This window comes from Vibrio sp. RM-41-2B (genome assembly GCF_024744415.1).
Classification (GTDB): Bacteria; Pseudomonadota; Gammaproteobacteria; order Enterobacterales; family Vibrionaceae; genus Vibrio; species Vibrio diabolicus.
Window position 1 is genome coordinate 152,591 of the sequence record NZ_JAMQWD010000004.1, and the last position, 21,653, is coordinate 174,243.

14 protein-coding genes are annotated in these 21,653 nt (G+C 46.3%); 5 read left to right on the plus strand and 9 right to left on the minus strand.

The genetic code is table 11. From position 1 onward, the window contains the following. Positions 1-26 precede the first annotated feature (26 nt). Both NB463_RS02215 and NB463_RS02220 read left to right on the plus strand, forming a co-directional pair. On the plus strand, positions 27-1,292 hold the full coding sequence (locus NB463_RS02215; protein ID WP_258432023.1) for a DUF1835 domain-containing protein: 1,266 nt from the start codon (positions 27-29) through the stop codon (positions 1,290-1,292). Between the two features lie 389 nt (positions 1,293-1,681). Continuing rightward, positions 1,682-2,986, plus strand: a complete 1,305-nt coding sequence (locus tag NB463_RS02220; protein ID WP_182035969.1) for a dicarboxylate/amino acid:cation symporter — start codon at positions 1,682-1,684, stop codon at positions 2,984-2,986. Between the two features lie 104 nt (positions 2,987-3,090). On the opposite strand, the gene NB463_RS02225 is transcribed toward NB463_RS02220, so the two are convergent. The 4 genes from NB463_RS02225 to NB463_RS02240 all read right to left on the minus strand — a co-directional run bounded on the left by NB463_RS02225 (position 3,091) and on the right by NB463_RS02240 (position 5,969). Further along, positions 3,091-3,465 carry a YkvA family protein gene (locus NB463_RS02225; RefSeq protein ID WP_031818445.1) on the minus strand — a complete coding sequence of 125 codons (375 nt, stop codon included), beginning with the start codon at positions 3,463-3,465 and terminating at the stop codon, positions 3,091-3,093. A gap of 165 nt (positions 3,466-3,630) precedes the next feature. Next, entirely contained in the window at positions 3,631-4,755 is a 1,125-nt protein-coding gene (locus tag NB463_RS02230; RefSeq protein WP_258432022.1) for a M20 family metallopeptidase, read from the minus strand. 9 nt (positions 4,756-4,764) lie between these two features. Continuing rightward, positions 4,765-5,232, minus strand: a complete 468-nt coding sequence (locus NB463_RS02235; RefSeq protein WP_005499945.1) for a YjiG family protein — start codon at positions 5,230-5,232, stop codon at positions 4,765-4,767. After that, positions 5,232-5,969: a nucleoside recognition domain-containing protein gene (locus NB463_RS02240; RefSeq protein WP_124008114.1), complete on the minus strand. Its 738-nt coding sequence runs from the start codon at positions 5,967-5,969 to the stop codon at positions 5,232-5,234. Before NB463_RS02240 ends, NB463_RS02235 begins: the two co-directional genes overlap by 1 nt. 448 nt (positions 5,970-6,417) lie before the next feature. Here NB463_RS02240 and NB463_RS02245 point away from each other — a divergent pair, with 448 nt between their 5' ends. After that, positions 6,418-6,705, plus strand: a complete 288-nt coding sequence (locus NB463_RS02245) for a hypothetical protein (protein ID WP_054866868.1) — start codon at positions 6,418-6,420, stop codon at positions 6,703-6,705. Positions 6,706-6,801: 96 nt separating this feature from the next. After that, positions 6,802-7,518, plus strand: a complete 717-nt coding sequence (locus tag NB463_RS02250) for a DsbA family protein (RefSeq protein WP_145533895.1) — start codon at positions 6,802-6,804, stop codon at positions 7,516-7,518. 67 nt (positions 7,519-7,585) lie between these two features. Here the strand turns inward: NB463_RS02250 and NB463_RS02255 are convergent, their stop codons facing one another. From NB463_RS02255 to NB463_RS02275, 5 genes are all read right to left on the minus strand, one after another. Beyond that, on the minus strand, positions 7,586-9,646 hold the full coding sequence (locus tag NB463_RS02255; protein ID WP_145533898.1) for an alpha-amylase: 2,061 nt from the start codon (positions 9,644-9,646) through the stop codon (positions 7,586-7,588). 180 nt (positions 9,647-9,826) lie between these two features. Continuing rightward, entirely contained in the window at positions 9,827-10,504 is a 678-nt protein-coding gene (gene mtgA, locus NB463_RS02260) for a monofunctional biosynthetic peptidoglycan transglycosylase (protein WP_145533901.1), read from the minus strand. Between the two features lie 151 nt (positions 10,505-10,655). Next, positions 10,656-12,851 carry a 1,4-alpha-glucan branching protein GlgB gene (glgB, locus tag NB463_RS02265; protein ID WP_258432021.1) on the minus strand — a complete coding sequence of 732 codons (2,196 nt, stop codon included), beginning with the start codon at positions 12,849-12,851 and terminating at the stop codon, positions 10,656-10,658. Positions 12,852-13,133: 282 nt separating this feature from the next. Beyond that, complete coding sequence (gene malQ, locus NB463_RS02270; protein ID WP_258432019.1) at positions 13,134-15,314, minus strand: 4-alpha-glucanotransferase; 2,181 nt, start codon at positions 15,312-15,314, stop codon at positions 13,134-13,136. Between the two features lie 117 nt (positions 15,315-15,431). Beyond that, a complete protein-coding gene (locus NB463_RS02275; RefSeq protein ID WP_005396762.1) occupies positions 15,432-17,885 on the minus strand; it encodes a glycogen/starch/alpha-glucan phosphorylase in 2,454 nt (817 codons plus the stop codon). A 734-nt stretch (positions 17,886-18,619) separates the two neighbouring features. On the opposite strand from NB463_RS02275, the gene malT reads away from it, so the two are divergent. Beyond that, a complete protein-coding gene (gene malT, locus NB463_RS02280; protein ID WP_005396763.1) occupies positions 18,620-21,328 on the plus strand; it encodes an HTH-type transcriptional regulator MalT in 2,709 nt (902 codons plus the stop codon). Positions 21,329-21,653 lie beyond the last annotated feature (325 nt).

Sequence of the window (21,653 nt, forward strand, 5' to 3'; positions counted from 1 at the left end):
TGTGGAAGAGATAAGAAAGGTGAAAAATGAACTCTACAAATAGCTTCTTAATCAACATTAACCAACAAAAATCCGTTGCTAAAAAAAGGCTCAAAGCTATACGTCAACACGATGATGAGATGTTGGATCGAGTTAAGCGATTTCACTCCAAACCAGAATCATTAGCTCCCAATACAATTCAATTAGCTGACGTTCAACATTCGCTAGCCAGAGAATTAGGTTTACCAAGTTGGAGTAAATTAAAAGCGCATGTCGAAGAGTTAGAAGCTCACAAAGACGCCATCAAAAATCACTTCCCTCCTCTTGATAGCGAACTAAAAACGCTCCATGTCCGCTGTGGGCATGATATTCAGCAACGGCATAAAGACAGCGGATTCGAGGGGACATTTTTAGCCCTGATAGATCCGCTTTGTATGGGTCCAATCCCAGCAACACCAAAAAACTTCCTTGCCATTCGTGCCCAATATGTCGTAGAGACTCTGCTGCCCGTGATGAAGCGTGAGGATTCAGTGCAAGATATTGTCAAATTTGAGCAAGCTAATATTGATACGCTGCTCAGTGATACATTTGAACGAATCGTCTTTTGGGTCGAACATGACAGCTATGATCAATTGATGCTAATTCGTGCTCTAACACAGTTAGAGAATGTAGAGAATAAAGTGATAGAGATCATTGAGTTGAACCAGTTCCCGGGCACTGAACGATTCATCGGCTTTGGGCAGTTGCCTGAAGAAGCTATTCGTTCTTGTTGGCGATATCGTAAACCTGTGACAGCAAAATTATTCAGTCAGGCTAAACGGTGTTGGCACGCTATTACATCACCGACACCTATTTCCATAGTTAATTTGATTCAGCAGCATAACCTGGATTGCTTGCCCAATATACTCAACGTGCTTAAACGCCATTTGCAAGAGTTACCTAATTCACAAACTGGATTGAGCTTGACACAACACCTCGCACTAAAGGTCTTGAGCTCGCAAAATCGTTCAATTCCCATCAAAGATTGGTTTGAGCAATATCAACAACTAGAACCTCTTCCTTACCTAGGAGACGTGATGTTTTACGCGTTACTCCTCCCTCTAGCACAGTGTCAAACACCTTTGATCACGATTGAGTCACGTGAAAGGCACTGGTGGGAACAGAGCGTCCGTATCACTGAGGCTGGCAAGCAGTGTTTGGAGGGTTTAATACGAGCGAAACAATGCTATTGGGTTGGAGGGATTAAAAATACCAGTCAAAGTTATTGGAGCTGGGATCACCTCCAACTAACTACACTTGCCAACCATCATTGAGTAGACAAATATGAAAGCATAAAGGGTTCGTTGGCTATGATGAACACTCAATACTAAATTATCCCTAAAGAAGCGACCGCTAGCCTGAATATAACTTAAATAGTTATGCAGAAATGCATCCACTCAAAGAGAGTATGCACTCTATCTCTTATTAAAATTTATTGTAAATCCTCTTTGTTATCGGTTGTATATTCGATAAAAGTGTTAAAATACAAACTTTTCATCCGGCCAATTCGTTAATATTTGGTTAAAATCCTATTTTTATTAGTGATAAAGTTCACATCTATTAACCATTTAGAGGATTATTCTTTCGTATTTTCTCACTCCGCTGCTAATCTGCTCGCCGCTTTGAAGTGAACTCAAGGTGCATAACTATAAGGAGTGTTCTCATGAATACCAAGAAACCGATGTCGCTTACCAGCCGCGTAATTTTAGGGATGGTAGCAGGTATCTTGACAGGATTTGCAATTCGCACACTTTTTGCCGACAACGGATTTGTCGACGCATACATTGTTAATGGATTATTCGAAGTTGGTGGACAGATCTTCGTTGCCAGCTTAAAAATGCTTGTTGTACCGCTAGTATTTGTTTCGTTAGTTTGTGGTACTAGCTCCCTCAAAGACCTCTCTACACTGGGTCGCATGGGCGGTAAAACCCTCGCTTTCTACGTTACGACAACGGCTATCGCGATTACGCTTGCTCTAACTATGGGTACTCTATTCCAGCCAGGTGCAGGGGCAGATCTAACGGCAGCAAGTTCATTCAAATCAGCCGAAGCGCCATCTTTAGGTCAGGTGATCATCGATATGTTCCCGACCAACCCAATCAGCGCAATGGCAGAAGGTAAAACTCTGCAAGTTATCGTGTTCGCCGTGCTATTCGGTATCGCGATCAGTGCTGCGGGTAAACCAGGCGAACGCATCGCAGCATTCTTCTCTGATCTGAATGAAGTGATCATGAAACTGGTCGCGATTTTGATGAACTTGGCGCCTTATGGGGTGTTCTTCTTAATGGCGAAGCTATTTACTGGTCTTGGTCTGGGCGCGATCGTCAATCTGGCAGAGTACTTCTTAGTACTGGCTGGTACGCTTGTCCTACACGGTCTAGTTACTTATAGCTTAATGTTAAAAGGTTTCACAGGTCTAAACCCAATTACGTTCCTACGCAAGATGGAAGACGCGATCATGTTTGCTTTTTCTACAGCATCATCGAACGCAACAATTCCAGTAACAATGGAAACGGTTAAGCACCGAATGGGTGTTGAGAACCGCGTATCATCGTTCACAGTACCACTTGGTGCAACCGTGAACATGGACGGTACGGCGATCATGCAAGGTGTAGCAACCGCCTTTATTGCTCAAGCCTTCAATATTGATTTAACTATGGGCGATTACCTAATGGTAATCATGACAGCTACATTGGCATCTATCGGTACTGCGGGTGTCCCTGGTGTTGGCCTTGTAATGCTAGCCATGGTATTGAACCAAGTTGGTCTGCCTCTTGAAGGTATCGCGCTCATCATGGGTGTTGACCGTCTACTTGATATGATTCGTACCGCGGTAAACATCACTGGTGACAGTGCAGTTACCGTCATTGTCGCAAAATCAGAAGGTGCATTGGATGAAGCTCGCTTCAACGATCCAATGGCAGGCGTAGCCGAAGAAGAAGTGCATCTTAAACGCGCTGACGCCTAAATCGTTCTACGATTACCATTCTGAAATTATATAGTCCTGTCTAAAAGAAAGCCCCGATGGAAACATCGGGGCTTTTGTTTTCTCCGCGTCTAGAAACGCTCTTTCTAATCCGCCATCGAATTCAATTTTTCTCTGGCTTGTTCTTCGTGTTCTTCAGTAATGGCATTGCCGACTGAGTTAGCGGCTAAGGTAAGCGCTGCCATGTCATCGGTAAAGCCGACGCCTGCTAACACATCTGGCACCATATCGGTGGGTAATACGAAGTAAGCCAATGCGCCACCTAAAATCGCCTTATGGCGAACGGCGGTGTTGGAATCTGTCATCGCGAGCCATGATTTGATGCCCATAACGGCAATTTCTTCACCCGCTTTCTTCACCGACCCTTTCATTTTGCGCCAGAATGTTTTCTCATCTGGCGCTTGCATCGTTTGATCTTTGGCGTCTTTCGGCGCCGATTTTACAGACATTGTTGTGGTCATCGTTGCCTCCGAAATTTATGACTGTGGCCAACATATTAATAAATCGAACCTGAACGCAAGATTAATAACAAGAAATGATAGTAAAGTGAAACAAAAACACAGATAGAAAAATCCCCAAACCGAAGTCTGGGGATCGTGATATTGGGAACTAAGTTGTCGAGTGCGCTACTGAGCTATCTTCTCCAGTACACGCATCAGCATTTTGATACGTGGTTCGATAGACTCAAGCAACAAGTACTCTTGGTCACTGTGAAAACCTGCACCGATAGGTCCTAGACCATCCAAAGTTGGAACGCCAAGAATTGCCGTATTGTTTGCATCAGAGCCGCCACCCACTTCTTTCCAGTTGATGTCGATAGCCAGTTCACTTGCTGCGTCTTCAACTAATGCCATCAGGCTTTCGGTTTGCGCGCTTGGCACCATAGAAGGTTTGTAAGCTTCACGAACCAACTCGATGCTAACGCCATCAACGAATGGTGTTTCCAGCATGCCGTTTAGCTTGCTATCGACATCATCGTATTCTTCATTACTCCAGAAACGCACATCCACGATCGCTTCAGCGTGCTCAGGGACGATGTTTGCGCCGTTACCGCCAGACACAATACCCACGTTTAATGTGGTGCCAGATTCGAAGTTCGTCATAGCATTGATTGCGAGAATCCAGTTCGCCATCTCGGTAATTGCACTGCGGCCATTTTCTGGCTCGTTGCCAGCGTGGGCTGCAATGCCATTAAACGTGATTTTATAACGCGCCATGCCTTTGCGCGCTTTGACTAAACCGCCGTCTGCGCGTGCTGCTTCTGCCACCAATACGTTTTTCGCGTTTTTTGCAACAGATTGAATCCAGTCGACCGAATCTAACGATCCGGTTTCTTCGTCTGGGTTCATGCAGATACAAATCGACAGTTTATCCAATATCGCTTGGTCGAGGTTACGCATCGCGTACACAATATTCAGCAAGCCAGATTTCATGTCCGACACACCCGGACCGTACGCTTTTTCAGCGTCTTGAGACATAGGGCGTAATCCAGCGGTACCGACAGGGAACACTGTATCCATGTGACCAATCAGCATCACGTCAACTTGCTCAGCTTCAGGCTTGTTTCGAACTTCAAGACCGATACCCGCTCTGCCACAGTCGATGCGTTTTACGCTCCAACCTGACATCGCTTGGTACTTCCCTTCAAATTGAGAAGCGATGAACTCAATGCCATCAGTGGTGTACGTGCCACAATCGACATTGATGAGAGGACGAAGTTCTTCGAGATATTCATTGAGAGAAAACTGCATGATTGCCCCCTAAACAAACAAGTTCATGACTAGCATTGCGCCAAATGCGTTCAATACGGAAATCGCAATCATGACTGGGATGTAACGACCTTCAGTACCGATAGGTCCCATAATTCGACCCATGTACTGAACCTGTGAGCCCATTAGGTAAATTGCAGGTGCAAGAATCGCGATGTGCGTGCCGTTCAAGATGCCTTGGTCAAACAATGTGATAACCACGCCAACTGCGCCGCCCATCGACATCCAAGCACCAATCAGCACCGCAGCTGCTTCACCTGGCAAACCAAAAACCGCCATTACTGGAGAAAATACCGAGCCCATCAAATCCAACGCGCCAGTAATCTGCAACGCTTTAATGATGACAAACGCCATAAGAACGTTAGGCACAGTTGATGTTGTCGCAATAACCCAGCCTTTTTTAGCGCCTTCAACGAAAATATCTGTCACCATCGGCTTACTTACTTTTACGTCACTCATTACGCCGTCTCCTCTTTTAAGTTCTCAGATTTGTTTTGCTCTTGCTTGTCTTCTTTACCTTCTGTGATGTTCAGATAGATACGGAATAAGTTCGCACCCACAATTTTAAACAAGAACATCACCACAACCGCCAAACCAATAGAAGACGTTACGGCAAGCGAGCCATCCGCCATCGTCAGCGTAAACAGCACCGCACCTGAGGAAAAAAAGTTAACAATGGTGGCACCAGCGGTGAACTGGAACATAGTGAACACATCGGTTTCGCGTTTGGTAAGATGGCCTTCATCTTTAAGCTGACGAGTCATCGCCGCACCTGCATCGGTACTCTGCAGCGAAGCGATAAGAGCCAAACCAGAATTACCCGGAATACCCATAATTGGACGAAGAAGCGGCGTTAACAGTTTGCGTGCTGCTTCTAGTGCGCCATAGTGCTCAAGTACATTGATCATACCCAATGCGAACATAACGGTAGGAATCAAAGTAAGTGCAAAAATGAAACCGTCACGTGCACCGCTACCACCAGTACCACGAAGCGACGTTGTTGCAACTTGCACACCGTCAGCCGTTTCGGTGACGCCATAAGCCACCTTGCCGAAAGAGCCATTCAACGTGGTGAAATCAAATACGCCATACCATTCATTCGATTGCATGAGACCAGAAAAGAAGACGACCGCAAACGCCAGTGCAACGTAGCACCCCAGCGTAACCTTGCGCTCGGTTTGAACAGGATTTTTCATAACATTACCTACACATGTGGGACAGGACACATATGTTCACTCGAATAATGTGCTAGAGAGATGATCAAAATCAATCCGCCTGCCGAACATTCTAGCGACTCAGTTATGAAGTTTTGTTTTATGATTTTAATCACATTTGAAAGATAATAAAAATTTGTGCTAACAATTAGGTATATTAATCTATATCGATGCCTCAGGACTTCTTCATCAACCCGACCAATGATTCTGACGAACATTGCTTTCTACAACATTCATGACGTACTTCATACTTTGGCATTGAGGCGATATCGATTAACTCGAAAGTAACATTCCATAATGAAATTTAGGTTAGGATTGTCCGGTCATATACAAACGGCATAAACCAGAATCAACAGGACTAGGCAGCCCATTGTTACGCTCACAACCTAAAATAGCCAAGTGGACACTCGCCCTCGTGTTTTGGGTGGTGATGGTATGTTTAAGCCAAAACTCCGGCTTCTCGAAAAGCTGCCCTAAGGCTCACCAAATACAGAGTCAGCAAGATGAAAGTGTGAATTTATCACCATCTTGCGACCTTTCAGAGAAGCTGGTTCAAGCGTACCAACACCAGTTGGACCATATTCTTATTCCATTTTTTCTGTTTGCTTTGATTGTGGCGCTGCCGATGGCATCCACAGCAATTCATTATCTGGAATACACAGAACCGATACCGGAAAAGTGTCGGGTTCACCTAAAACTTTGCGTGTTTAGAGAATAAACCTAGCAAGGCGAAAGACCTTATCGCCTGACTTTTGTACGTATTTTATTCACTTCACATAACAAACAACGAAATCTAAAAGTTTTAGGAAATATTATGACATTCACTCGTACACTTTTGACGTTAATGATGGCTATCGTACCTGCCGTATCTTTCGCATCAGAAAAGACCGCAGAACAAAAGCTAGAGGAAGTTACTCAGATACTAAAAGAGAATCCTCAAATTCTTGATTCATTGCACCAAAACCTTCAAGAGTACATTGCGTATCAACAGTCATTTGGAGACACCTTGAAGGAAGTTCGTCACTATCTAAGTGATGGCAAACATTCCTCTTTTGGTGCTGAAAACCCTGAGTTAACCATTATTAACGTAACGGACTACAGTTGCCCTTTTTGTAAACGTTTAGAAGGAGAACTGGTCAAAGTTGGTGAGGAATATCCGCAGATAAAAGTGCTTAACCTCAATGTCTCTTTTAAAGAACAATACGAGAAAAACGGCTACAACTCGGCAAGTTACGCATTAAATGTTTGGCAAAACCAGCGAGATAAGTACGAACAAGTGCATGAGTTATTGGTGAAAAAACCGGGCGCACATGATGCACGCTCGTTAAAGCAAATCGCGAAGAAAACGGGGACAGAAGCGCAGCTTGTCGACGACAAAGAGACCAAAGCGCTGCTTGATAAGAACTATCAGTATTTCACGCAACTTGGTTTACGCGGCACGCCTGCGTTGATCATTAATGATCAAGTCATTCCTGGCTATGTGCCGTTTGACGAGCTAGAAAAAGTCATCGACCAAGAACTGGCGAACTAAAACAACAAAGCCCTTCCTTGATAACTCAAGGAAGGGCTTTTTATTTATCGACATAAAGAGCGTTTAGTTACTTATCACGTCCTACAAACGCCACGACGACTTTGTCATTGCCAAGCGAACGAGAGAAAACGTACGCGCCTTCCTGTTCAATCACTCGATGCTGACCTGCGCCAATGGCAGGGTGTGCTTGACGGAACTGACCAAGGGTTTGCCAATGTTTGAGCAGCGCTTGCTTCTCATCCGATAGTTTCCAAACCATGTCTGAACGTGTGCCTTGGTGGAAATCATCCGCGTAAGGACCAATGTTACGACCCACTTCATCACCGTAGTAAACCTGAACAGCACCTGGGCTCAGAAGCAGTGCATTCGCGGCGTTACGCTGCATGCCGTGGTCTTTGAAGCGAGAGAAGAATAACTCGGTATCGTGGGAAGACATGTAGCTCACTGGGTTGAAGTCTTTCTCGTTCGCGATAGTTTCCGCATAGCTTTGGTAAGTGTCTGCCATTTGGCTAAAGCACGCCGCGCCTTTGTCTAGCTTCTTCTGCATATCGAAGTTGATCAACGCGTCAAAACCATCATCGAAATAAGGGCTGCGATACGCGGTGTGTCCCCAGACTTCGCCCATCATCCAGAACGGCTGACCTGATTTGCCATTTTCTTTACGCCACTGTTCTAAGCTGTTCGATGCTTCTTCTTTTAGATGCTTCCAAACTTCACCTTCGACGTGTTTCACCGTATCGACGCGATAACCATCAATGCCGAAGCGTTTCACCCAGTCAGTTTGCCACTCAATCAAGTAATCCGCCACAGTGTAGTTGTTACGAGCTTCTACGCGAGTGCCAGGGTTATTCAATAGCCATTGCGCTGGCTTCACGGTTTTGTCTGATTCGGTGATAAAGTCAGGCAAACCCGCCAATGACATAGTGATATCACTGCTACCCGGAGCTGGGTATCCCGGTAGACCTGTTCTTACCCAGTCACCGCCCCACCATTTCGACCAGTTAGGACTCTGATAATCAATATTCTGGTGATAGCTATGCCAATTTTCACCCGCTTTTGGTTGCCAGTCGCCCCATTTCTTGGGCAGATCGGCATTAGGCTTTAACACCTCAATACCGTCAAATTGCAAATCGGCTAACGTTGAGTAACCAGTGTGGTTGATTACTGCGTCCATCAAGACTTTAAGGCCACGCTTGTGCGCCTCTTCCACCAGCGTTTTTAAATCTTCTTCGTTACCGAAGTTCTCATCAATCTTGGTGAAATCGCGCGTCCAGTAGCCGTGGTATGCATAAAACGGAAATGAACCACTATCGCCACCACCGACAAAGCCGTGCACTTGCTCAACGATTGGCGACAACCAAATCGCGTCTGTACCTAGGCTCTTAATGTAATCCAGTTTCTCAATCACGCCTTTAAGGTCACCGCCGTGGAAAGTACCTATCTCTTCTTTGCCGTCTTTTTTGCGACCATAACTGTTGTCGTTACTTGCGTCTGCGTTGTTGAAACGGTCAACCATCACGAAGTAAATGTTCGCGTTTCGGTAATCAAATAGCACCGCTTCTTTGGTTTTCTGTACAGGCTCTAAAAGCACTAGGCCGCCAGAGTCTTTGCTTGGCGTCAGCGATACTTGCTGATCTTGCACTTCAACCATTTGACCAGAATAGGCATCACGCAACTTGGTACCTTCAGGAAAGCTATCCCCCAGATCGATCGTCACTTCACCGCCTTGGTAAACCTCACATTGCACTTGTGGGATTGGGCGTTTGAATTCAGTTTTGGCGGCTTTCTTAGGTTCACGCTTAAAACGCAATGTTTTGGCTTCTGCATCAAAAGCAAAAGAGTAATCGCCGGTAAAGCGGATTTTTAACGGCAGTTCCGTTGGTTTTCCGCAGTTCAGCGCAAGAGGTTTGTTGAACTTCACTTTCTGACCATCGGGTGCAACGCAATCACCTTCAACGCCCGTGATTTTAAGCGTGTATCCGTCTTTGGTTAGAGGCACAACCAAAGGCTGCTCTGCACTTAACGGGAAGTCACGGCTGTTGGTCGTGGTAGAAATGGTGATGTTAGGCTCGGCGATGGCACTTGCCGACGCAAGCAGTAAAGTAGTGGTAATCAGGTTCAGTTTCATCGTTCAGTCCATTGGCAGCACATGGTAACCATGCACATTTATTAGTTTTATTCACACTAATTGTGCCTAGATAAGAAACTGAACACATCATTCTAATTGCCTACGCCCCAAAGGTTGTGACGCTTCACATTTTATTGATATAGGGGCGTAGTTCTATTTAAGCGCAATGGATTGAGGGACTTAAAGTTGCACGCTGCCAAGATTGCTCATTTGGTTCATCGCCCATCTTGTGCGGCGAGCAGTGTAATCACTTTGTGGGTAGACTTTGATTCGATATGGGTTTGGCAACACCACGGCTAAACGCGCTGCTTGCCACTTCGAGAGTTGCTTTGCACTGACACCAAAATAATTCTGCGCCGCTGCTTCAGCACCGTAAATACCGGGACCAAATTCAACCACATTTAGATACACTTCGAGAATGCGCTCTTTACTCCACATCAGCTCCATCAGCAAAGCAAAGTAAAGCTCGTAAGCCTTGCGAGCGTAGGAGTGAGAAGGAAACAAAAACACATTTTTCGCGGCTTGTTGGGTAATCGTGCTCGCGCCTCTCGACGGGCCATTGTCACCTGCCTCGGCAATCACGTCGAATAGCGATTCGAAGTCCAATCCATAGTGATGAGGGAATTTTTGGTCTTCGGTCGCAATCACCGCTAACTGCATATTTTTTGAAATACGCGACAAGGATACCCATTCGTGTTGGCTGCTGTCTGGATAGTTCTTTGGTGGCACAACAATGCGGCTTAACTTCCATCCCCATATTGGCGGATCGATATATTTCACCACACCAACCAAAACGACTGGGGCGATCAGCAAGATCAACACCATTTTAAATAGAAATGACTTAAGCCTTTTCAACATGTGTGGCTCCCCAATGCATTAGCGATTGATGATAAACAAACCAGCGAGCTTGCCTGATTCAATCAGGAACAACAAGTTTTTGAGGTAAAAAATAGGTCAAAAAAAGCCCGATTTACAATGTAAAACGGGCTTAGAATTTGATTAGACTGAATTATTTATTCAGCTTGTAGAACACGGTTGAAAGTGGTGGTAAACGAAGCTCAAGTGATTGAGGCAGTGATTCACTTTCGACTTTTTCCGTTTTCACACTGGTCTGCACTTTAAAATCGCTGCCGCCGTATTTGCTGTCGTCCGTGTTCAGCAGTAGTTCGTATTGACCTGCATTTGGAACGCCTAAACGAAAACGCTCGTGTGGTACGGGCGTAAAGTTGGTGATGATCAAAATACGCTCACCTTCTTTACTGATACGCTCGTGCGCTAGGATACTCGCATCCGCTTCGTCTTGTAGACGCCACTCAAAACCAGCAGGAACACAATCTTGATCGTGCATCGCCGCTTCATTTCGGTACAAGTGGTTCAAATCGCGCATCAGCTTTTGAACGCCTTGATGACGTTCGTATTCCAACAAGAACCATTGCAACTGATCATCGTGGTTCCACTCCGCCGTTTGGCCGATTTCCGCGCCCATGAAGTTCAGCTTTTTGCCCGGTTGACCATACATGTAACCGTAGTATGCACGTAGGTTTGCTGTTTGCTGCCATTCATCACCTGGCATCTTGTTATGGATAGAGCCTTTTCCGTACACCACCTCATCGTGAGAGAGAGACAAGACGTAGTTTTCGCTGTGCGCATAAACCAGCGGGAATGTGATGGTATTGTGGTGGTATTTGCGGTGAACAGGATCTTCTTTGATGTATGAAAGACTGTCGTGCATCCACCCCATATTCCATTTGAAGCCAAAACCTAAACCACCCATAAAGGTTGGCGCAGACACCCCCGGAAACGCCGTTGACTCTTCCGCAATCGTCATCGCATTCGGGAAGTGCTTGTACACTTCTTCGTTCATCCATTTTAAGGTTGCGATTGCGTCGTAGTTTTCGTTGCCACCGTCGACGTTCGGTACCCACTGATCGTGGCTACGTGAATAATCGAGATAGAGCATCGATGCGACTGCGTCCACGCGAATGCCATCAATATGGAATTGTTCAAACCAGTACAGCGCATTCGATACAAGGAAGCGACGCACATGTTCACGACCGAGATCGTAGATGTATGAGTTCCAATCTTGGTGCCAACCGCGACGTGGGTCCGGGTCGTGGAACAACGGTGTGCCGTCAAAGTTTGCTAAGCCATGATCATCCGATGGGAAGTGCGCCGGAACCCAATCCAGCACTACACCGATACCAGCTTGGTGACACGCATCCACGAAGAATTTGAAATCATCAGGTGAGCCAAAACGGCTGGTTGGCGCAAACAAGCCAACGGGTTGATAGCCCCATGAACCGTAGAATGGATGCTCAGACACAGGCATCAGCTCAACGTGGGTGTAGCCCATATCCACAAGGTATGGCACCAACTGCTCCGCGAGTTCGCGGTAGTTGAGGAAATCGCCTTTCTCGTTGCGCTTCCATGACCCTGCATGCAGCTCATAAAACGATAACGCTTCATCACGCTTTTGTGTCACTGCGCGATTTTGCCATTTCGCATCTTGCCATTGGTAACGCTTGTGATCGTAAGTAATGGATGCGAACGATGGGTACTGCTCAGAGTAGAAACCCCAAGGGTCTTGTTTGTGTGGCAGCCCTTCCCCATTTGGCCCTTTGAGCTCAAATTTGTACTGAACGCCTTCTTCTAAGCCAGGAATGAACAAACCCCAAATGCCATAATCTAAACGTTGCATTGGGTGACGACGACCGTCCCATTGGTTGAAGCAACCCACAAGGCTAACAGCCGATGCATGCGGTGCGTAGACAAGGAAGCGAACACCGGAGATGTTTTCACCGCCACGTTCTAGCGTGACAAAGTGTGCGCCCATATAGTGATACATGTCTTTGGGCGTATGCAGATGATCGTACTCTTGGTAAATATTGTGGTACTGGTACGGGTCATCAATAATTTGTTCAACACCATTCCAATAGACCGCCAAACGGTAGTGGGTCAGGTGTAAATCGAGTTGTTCTTTTAAGATAAAACCGCTGTCACCATCACGCTCAAGCGCCACGCGAGGTTCGCCATTAACAAGCAGTTCAACCTTGTTTGCGCCCGGCATCCACACTCGCAGCGATCCTTCGCCATCATCAATGAATGGCCCCAACGCCGAAAATGGGTCTGAGTAAGCCGCCTCAGCAAGCAGTTCATATGCGCGTTCGTGTTGTTTCTTTATTTTCTTGGTTTTGGTGGTTTTCAAATCTTTCTCCCTAGAGCCAATATCCTTTTCAAGACCAGAAATCTGAATCAAACATCGGTTTCTCCACAGCCAACGTTGTGAACTCACAAAAGACTTCGCTTAAAACATGTATGCATCAAGCGATGTCAAAAACAAAAAATGCCCGCTATTGTCGCGGGCATAATAACGGTACTTCATCCTAACGGATTGTGTTTTCGGAATGAGTGACCTAGACGGAACTTTCGTACCTCTGAGCTAACAAAATTGGTAATCCGCTCATTCATCTACGTCACTCTACGCATCTTATTTGCTCGCCTGTGCGCGAACTTCAGTGAGGCGTTTAGAAATGCGATTCACATCTTCACGGCTGAAGATTTCATCTAGGTTCATCGACAGCTTACGACGCCAGTTTGGATACTCATCCACCGTGCCTGGAATGTTGACCGGTTGATCCATTTCTAGCCAGTCTTCAAGCTGAACGCTAAGCAGTGCAGAGTCACCCGCTGCTACGTGCAGTTGCAGCGCTTCGCTTAGGTACGAGTCCATCGGTACGTACTGAGCATCATGACCAATGCCTTCTGGCAAATAGCCGTGCCAGCGAACGCTGTCTAAGATGCCTTGCTTGCACTTCAAGCGATCAGCAAATAAGCCTTCCAACTGTTTTTCATCTGGGTAAAGACCAATCTCACGACCCATTTTCAAATCATCGCAGTGCCAGAAACCACGCAGGGTTGGCATGTCATGCGTACACAGTGCCGCCATCGATTGCTCTGCGTAGTGCTTCGGAGAAATGAACCCACCGTCTTCTTTCGAAGTTTCGAAGAAGAATACTTTGTATGAGTGCACACCTGCATCGTGTAGGATATCGACGATTTCATCTGGCACAGTACCCAAGTCTTCACCAATCACTGAACACTGATGACGGTGAGATTCCAACGCTAGGATTGCTAGCATGTCTTCCACTGGATAGTACAGGTATGCGCCTTCTGTCGCTTTCTCGCCTTTTGGAATCCACCAAAGGCGAAGCAGGCCAAGTACGTGGTCGATACGCAATGCACCACAATGCTTCATGTTAGCACGTAGCAACTTGATGTACGCGTCGTAACCCGTCGCTTCTAAAACTTGAGGGTTAAGCGGAGGCAGACCCCAGTTTTGACCCAGAGGACCAAGTACATCCGGCGGCGCACCGATGCTGGCGTCTAACACTAAGTTACCGTCGTCGGCCCATGTTTCGCTACCTGAGTCGGCAACACCGACAGCAAGGTCACGGTATAAGCCCACAGCCATGCCTTTTTCTTCTGCCAGTGACTGCGCTTCTTTGATTTGATCGTCTGCGATCCACTGAAGATACATGTACAAGTGAACGCGGTCTTGATTGTCTTTGATGTATTTCTGAGTGCCGGCTGCGTCGAATGTGCGGTATTTCTCAGGGAATACAGGCCAACCCCACATGTTTGAATCTTCTGCGTGTAAATCCGCATGAAGCGCATCGAATGCAGCTTGGTGTAACAAGCTATCGCCGCCTTTTTCTACAAAATCCAAGAATGCACGAGCGCGGTCGGTGTTTTTGTCTAAATGGCGAGCTTTAAACTCACTAAACAGCAGCGGAAGAACGCTCATTTTCAGTTGCGAAACTTCTGTGTAGTTCACCCAATGAGAGTCACGTGCTTTTTGTAGACGCTGTTGAAACTCTGCACTGCCAACACGTTGCTGAGCTTCAGCACTCAGTGCGAATTCAGGTACAGAACTTACGTCGATGTACATGATATTCAACCAACGACGAGAAGACGGGCTGTATGGGCTCGCGCCTTCTGGGTTCGCTGGGAACAGTGAGTGAATCGGGTTCAAACCAATGAAGTCACCGCCACGAGAAGCGATATCGCTCACCAACTGTTTTAGGTCACCAAAATCACCGATACCCCAGTTGTGCTGAGTACGCAGTGTGTAAAGCTGGATACTAGGACCCCATAGCTTTTTATGTTGGTTTAGATCGTCTTGTTTGAAACACGCTTTCGGCGTGATGATCAATGACATCTCGTAAGGCGTTTTACGACGCTTACGGCTGACAATCAATTTGTGATAACCCCAAGCCAAGTTCTTTGGCAATGCAAACACTAGAGGGCCACCCTCAGCACGCTCATCACGAACAATTTGGGACTGAAGATAGCCTTCAAGTACCTCTCCTTGTTCTGTTTCTAAACGCCAGCTGAATTCACTCTCACGAGCACTCGTACCTAGGTTTAGTTCCACTTCGACTGGTTCGCCGTCGCGTAAAACAAGAACAGGGGCTAGTACGTCTTTTTTATGTTTCTTTTCAGCAGAAGCCAATAGTTTTTCATCGCTGCTAGTATCGTAGCCAAGCGAAGCGAGCAAGCGGCGTAGCGTCTCCTCAGACACTTTTGCCTCATCTCCCCAAGCACTGACATAGCTATCAGCCAATCTCGCCATTTCCGCGACTTTCTTTAATGCTGTTTGTTCTTTCATCGCTTTCTCCGAAGGTAATACCAACACCTTCCATGTAGGGTTTTATTGTTATCAATAACTTCTTTTGGAAAATGACCAAAGGTAGCGCTTGGCTACCTTGGTCTTAACTCTGTTCTATTAACGGTGAACCGCTTTTAGTTTCCAGATGTTGTTCACATAGTCGCGAATTGAGCGATCTGAGGTGAACTTGCCGACAAGGGCGGTATTAAGAATGGCTTTCTTCGCCCAGCCAGCTTGGTCTTTGTATTGTTCGCTCATGTCTTCGTGCGCTTTCACGTAAGATGCGAAGTCCGCAAGACATAAGTACGGGTCACCACCATCTAGTAGGCTGTCGTACGTTGCACGCAGTAAGCCTGGTTGACCTGGAGTGAATTCTTCACCCAGTAGTAGGTCCATAGACGCTTTGAGTAGATGATCCGCATTGTAGTAATCAAATGGGTTGTAACCTTGAGCTTTCAGCGCTTTCACACCTTCAACGTCTAGACCGAAGATGTAGATGTTCTCATCGCCTACTTCTTCACGAATCTCAACGTTAGCACCATCCATCGTACCGATCGTTAGGGCACCGTTAAGCGCCATCTTCATGTTACCAGTACCTGATGCTTCTTTACCCGCAAGTGAAATTTGTTGTGATACGTCCGCCGCAGGAATAATAATTTCAGCCATGCTCACGCGGTAATCAGGAATGAAGACCACTTTCAGCTTGTTGCCGATGCGAGGGTCGTTGTTCACTTTCTCAGCAATTTTGTTAATAGCGAAAATGATTTCTTTCGCTAGGTGGTAACCCGGTGCCGCTTTCGCTGCGAAGAACACAACGCGAGGCACACATTCGAAGCCTGGTTCGTTAATAATGCGATGGTACAGAGACAGTACGTGTAGAAGGTCTAAGTGCTGACGCTTGTACTCGTGCAGACGCTTGATTTGAACATCGAAGATCGCATTAGTATCGAGTTCGATACCCATGTTCTCTTTCACCCAGTTAGCTAGGCGTTCTTTGTTCTCTTTCTTCACTGCCATGAATTCTTTCTGGAATTTCTCGTCAGTGGCGTACTTAGCGATGCCTTCTAGTTGCTCTAGTTTCGCTGGCCATTCTGGGCCGACTTTCTCTGTGATTAGCTTAGAAAGACCTGGGTTACAGAACTTCAACCAACGACGTGGCGTAATACCGTTCGTTACGTTGTGTAGACGTGTTGGGTACATTTCGTGGAACTCTGGGAATAGGTCTTTCTTAACCAATTCAGAGTGAAGTGCCGCTACACCGTTTACTGCGTAAGAGCCAATTACACATAGGTTTGCCATGCGAACCATGCGGTGAAAACCTTCTTCGATGATAGAAAGCTTCTGTTGTTTCGCGACATCACCCGGCCACATTGCACGTACGTCTTGTAGGAAGCGGTGGTTGATCTCGTAAATGATCTCCATGTGACGTGGTAGTAGGTGCTGGATTAGCGACTCTGGCCATGTCTCTAGTGCTTCTGGAAGTAGCGTGTGGTTTGTGTACGCGAAGGTTTGAGAGCTGATTTCCCAAGCCGCTTCCCAAGTTAAACCTTTTTCGTCCATCAGGATGCGCATTAGCTCAGGAATCGCAATCGTTGGGTGCGTATCGTTAAGCTGGATAGTCTCTTGCTTCGGTAGATCCGCTAGCGAGTAGCCAGCTGCTTCGTGGCGACGTAGGATGTCACGTACAGACGCAGCTGAGTGGAAGTACTGTTGCATTAGACGCAGTGTTTTACCTTTCTCGTGGTTGTCGTTCGGGTAAAGCACTTTAGTGATGTTGCCCGCGTCGATCAGTGCGTGCTGCGCTTCGAAGTAGTCACCGTTGTTAAAACTTGCTAGCGAGAATGGTGCAATTGCCTGACATTCCCAAAGACGTAGCGGGTAAACCGTGTCTGATTCGTAACCTACGATTGGTAGATCCCAAGGCATTGCTCTTACAGACATGCCAGGAACCCATTTGCGAACTTCTTTACCGTTCTCGTTAACTACTTCAACGTGACCGTAGAAACCGATCTCTTGAGCAAGTTCTGGACGAGCAATTTCCCAAGGGTAGCCTTCTACACCACGCCATGCGTCAGGTGCTTCTTGCTGGCGACCATCTTTAAAAGACTGTTTGAACAAACCGTATTCGTAGTGCAAGCCGTAACCAACGGTTGGGAATTCTTGCGCCGCACATGAATCCATGAAACATGCCGCTAGACGACCAAGACCACCGTTACCCAATGATGGGTCACGTTCTTCTTCTAGCAGGTCAGTTAGGTTGTAACCCAGTTCAGCCATTGCTTCTGTTACTTGTTCGTACAGACCCATGCTGATTAGGTTGTTACCCGTCAAACGACCGATAAGGAACTCTAGAGAAAGGTAGTTAACGCTCTTCGCACTTTTAATGCGTGGATCTTCTTCAGTAGCAAGCAAATCTAAAGTAGTGAATTCAGCCAGTGCATGACCCATTGCTAGGTACCAAGCGCGGCTGTCTGCGTTTTCAATCGTGTGAGCGTAAGTTACAGATAGGTGTTTCTTTACGCTTTCTTGGAACGACTTCTTGTCAAATTGTTTTTGTTGAGTAGGTTTCATTACGAAATTCTCACGTCTTTTGGTAATTCATCTGCCATACATCGTGCATTTACCTCTGTGAATAAACATCCTCCTAATTCTCCTCCTTTGAAGGAGGAGGGCTGAGGGCGTAGAGGGGGTACCATTGCTAGGTTAGTGATCCAAATCTCAACAAAGTGAACTTTGCTCTAGTTCTTAGTGATTTTGATCACAATGGAATATGAGAAAGGTTAAAACCCGTTCATGACGCTTTTTATAGCCCACTCATCTGATGATGTGAAAATTGCAATATTGGTCACATTAACTTGGTTAACATGGAAAGATTTTTCATAATCGATGTGCAACGAGATCTTAATACACTCGACACAAAAGATATTTAAGTGACAATAATCACAAATAAAGGGCGTAGTTGATGGTAAATCCATCAACCCTTGAGAATTAGGAAGTGGATCAAAGTAACGGACATTTCTGATGTCGTAACATCCCACACGGCTCACAGGATTGTACGCTTTTTATACAAACTAGAATTAGGCGGTGTGAGTTATTTCTAGTTTTCGCTAGCTTTTATATCTAAGTGACCGTATGGAATGGTTTTCCAGACGGATGCAAGCCCCAACAAGAGGCGACATTAACCGCATTCAAGCAGTTTTTGATGCTGATGGCATCATTCAGTAAGACGAAGCTTTCGAGGGGGCCTTACTGAAATGATCACGTCGCAATCACTTGGGTATACATAAATAAGGACATAATTACTAATGTGGATTCCATCTAAGCTTACTCGACCAGGACGCCTGCACAATGCCATCGTGCGCCCACGAGTGTTGGACTTACTACAGCAAGCGCCTTACTACAAATTGGTTTTATTCCGCTCCCCAGCAGGTTACGGAAAAACCACCATGGCAGCGCAGTGGCTATCCGATAAACCAAACGTCGGTTGGTACAGCATTGATGACAGCGATAACGACGGCTTTCGCTTTGTAAATTACCTGCTTCAAGCATTAAACAAAGCCACCAACTTCAGTTGCTCTAACGCACAAAAACTGGCGGAAAAACGCCAGATCTCTTCTCTACGTTCTTTATTCAGCGAAGTATTCGCGGAAATGGCTGATTTTCATCAAGAGTGCTACGTGGTGCTAGATGACTATCACTTGATCACCAACGATGAAATCCATGAATCCATGCGTTTCTTCTTAAAACACATGCCAGACAACCTCACCGTTGTGGTAACAAGTCGTGCAGCGCCGCCTCTGGGTACTGCAAACTTACGTGTTCGTGATTTAATGATCGAAATCGGCAACGAGATGTTGGCGTTCGATACCGAAGAAACGACTCGCTTCTTTAATCAGCGTATTGCCGATGGCATCGACGAAGACATGGCAAACAGCCTCAGAACCTATGTGGAAGGTTGGCCATCGGCGATGCAGTTGATCGCGTTACAAGCGCAACATCAAAACCGTACATTGGCACAAACCGTAGAGTCGGTATCGCAGTTCAATCACGCGCATTTGTGGGATTATCTAGTCGAAGAAGTATTCGACTTGCTCGATCACGAAACTCGTCACTTCTTGATGCAAGTGTCCGTGCTTGACCACTTCAATGATGAGTTGGTGTTTGCCCTCACCCAACGCGAAGATGCGCTTGGTTTGATCGAATCATTAAACCGCTACGGCTTATTCATCTACCCACTCGAAGGGGAGCAAAACTGGTTCCGATTCCATAACTTATTTGGCGAGTTTTTGTCTCATGAGCGCCAAGCGCGTATTCCCCAGCAAGAAAAAGACCTCCACCGCAATGCAGCTGTTGCCTGGTTACAACAAAAAGCACCGCACCAAGCGATTCACCATGCACAAAAGTCGAACGATAAAGATTTGGTGGTAGAAATTCTAAACGAATTCGGCTGGAAGATGTTTAACCAAGGCGAGCTCAGCACGCTGGAGAGCTCAATTAATAAGTTGGATGCTGAGCTTCTGTTCAGCCACCCAAAACTTACGATGCTCCGAGCTTGGTTGGCTCAAAGTCAGCACCGTTATAACCAAGTAGGCCACCTGCTTGAAGAAGCGGAAGAAGAGCATAAAAAGCGTAACATTGAGTTAGATATTCATTATCAAGGTCAAGCAAACGCGCTGCTTGCTCAAGTGGCTATCAACAGCAACCAGCCAGAGAAAGCACTCGAATTAGCGGAGCTAGCACTTAGCCAACTTGATAACACGATTTACCGTAGCCGCATTGTGGCAACTTCGGTTGTTGGCGAAGTTAACCACGTGCTAGGTAAACTCGACCGCGCGTTACCGATGATGCAACAAACCGAGAAGCTGGCTCGTCAGTACCAAGTTTACCACCAAGCGTTATGGGCGATTTTACAACAAAGCGAGATTTTGATTGCGCAAGGTTACGTACAAGCCGCCTTTGAGCTGCAAGATTCCGCATTCCGTTTGATTGAAGATCAGCAACTTCAACATGTTCCTCTGCACGAGTTTTTGCTGCGTATTCGTGCGCAAGTGCTTTGGTGCTGGAACCGACTTGATGAAGCAGAGGAGTGTGCCTACCGAGGTCTACAAATTCTCGAAAACCATTCGCCAAGTAAGCACTTACACAGCTACTCGATGCTGGCGCGTATTGCGGTTGGCCGTGGCGAGCTAGACAAAGCCGGTAAATTCATTGAGCACATTCAACATTTGATGAAGCAGTCGACTTACCACGTAGATTGGACAGCAAACGCTTCACTATCGTTGATCCTATTTTGGCAAGCGCGCGGTAACACCGATGCAATGCAAGAATGGCTCAACACTGCGGTTCGTCCTGAATCGGCATGCAACCACTTTTCACAATTGCAATGGCGTAACATTGCACGCGCACACATCAACTTAGGTCAATATACCGAAGCGCGCGCAGCATTGGATTTCCTCCAAAGTGAAGCTCGTCGAACCAACCTGATCACAGATACTAATCGCAACTTAGTGGTCGAAGCGGTGTTTGCTGCTCGTCAAAAAGACGAAGAGCAAGCAAAAGCTTTGCTAAAAGAAGCGTTAGTGATGACAAACCAGACGGGGATGGTAGGTAATTTCCTCATTGATGGCGCCACCATTGGCGGGCTACTGGAGAAGTTAAGCCTACGCCATGAGCTAGGCGATCTAGAACGTCACCGCGCTCAACAATTGATGAAGGATATTTCGTCCAATCAGCGCAGCCGCTCTATTCACTTTGATGAAGACTTCATTGAGAAGCTGGTAAACCACCCTAACGTACCGGAACTGGTTCGCACAAGCCCACTGACTCAACGTGAGTGGCAGGTGCTTGGTTTGATTTATTCTGGTTTCAGTAATGAGCAAATCGCGCAAGAGCTTGATGTGGCAGGCACCACGATTAAAACCCACATTCGCAACTTGTACCAAAAGCTCAATATCGCCAATCGTAAAGAGGCCATTGTGACAGCTGAAAATTTACTCCAGTTGATGGGGTACTGATCAGCTCAAGAAAACAGATTAAAACCTAAAGTGAAATACAAGGGGTTGGCGTGATGCGTCAGCCCTTTTTTATGAGTCTAAAACGAGGGAAGTGCAATTTGCAAAGCACGTAAGTAACGTTGTTCATATAAAAAAATAGCCAACCGCAATAATCGCGATTGGCTTATATTTAGTGTGAACAAATTGTATTCACTAACAACGTCAGTTGGCTAGGTGACCCTCGGCTTAAGAAGGGTCGAGCAGTATTATGCATTAATCATGCCAGAATGCAAAGACTTATTTTTGGGCACAGGATCTCATATAAAGTGAATTTGTCTATATAAAA